Genomic DNA, 748 nt, shown 5'->3' on the forward strand with positions numbered 1-748 from the left:
GAAAACGAGCAGTGAAAATCTCTGCAGGCTTGTAGCTCAGGTGGTTAGAGCGCACCCCTGATAAGGGTGAGGTCGGTGGTTCAAGTCCACTCAGGCCTACCAAATTCGTTCTGATACTGCGTTGTGAAGAAGCTCACATACCTAAGTATGCTTCGCTCCTTCACGCCTTGTCTCAAAACGAATTCTCGGTAAGAGATGATAACTACGATGGGGCTATAGCTCAGCTGGGAGAGCGCCTGCTTTGCACGCAGGAGGTCTGCGGTTCGATCCCGCATAGCTCCACCATCACGCTCGTTAAAAAATACTTCAGAGTGCACATTCAGGTGTGTACTGCGAAGTTTTGCTCTTTAAAAATCTGGATCAAGCTGAAAATTGAAACGACACATCTTTAAGTGTGTTCGAGTCTCTCAAATGCTTGCAATGCGAAGTGAAACATCTTCGGGTTGTGAGGTTAAGCGACTAAGCGTACACGGTGGATGCCCTGGCAGTCAGAGGCGATGAAGGACGTGCTAATCTGCGAAAAGCGCCGGCGAGGTGATATGAACCTTTGACCCGGCGATGTCCGAATGGGGAAACCCAGTGCAATTCGTTGCACTATCGTTAACTGAATACATAGGTTAACGAGGCGAACCGGGGGAACTGAAACATCTAAGTACCCCGAGGAAAAGAAATCAACCGAGATTCCCCCAGTAGCGGCGAGCGAACGGGGAGGAGCCCAGAGTCTGAATCAGTTTGTGTGTTAGTGGAA

The 748-nt window shown here is 49.6% G+C and carries 2 tRNA genes and 1 rRNA gene; all 3 read left to right on the forward strand.

The features are described from left to right. Window positions 1-25: 25 nt before the first annotated feature. Window positions 26-102: transfer RNA gene (locus tag ENGE1_RS26260), tRNA-Ile, on the forward strand. A gap of 107 nt (window positions 103-209) precedes the next feature. Beyond that, window positions 210-285, forward strand: a tRNA-Ala gene (locus tag ENGE1_RS26265). 164 nt (window positions 286-449) lie between these two features. Continuing rightward, a 23S ribosomal RNA gene (locus ENGE1_RS26270) occupies window positions 450-748 on the forward strand; the annotation flags it as partial.

It is taken from the genome of Pluralibacter gergoviae ATCC 33028 = NBRC 105706 (genome assembly GCF_001598855.1).
GTDB lineage: Bacteria > Pseudomonadota > Gammaproteobacteria > Enterobacterales > Enterobacteriaceae > Pluralibacter > Pluralibacter gergoviae.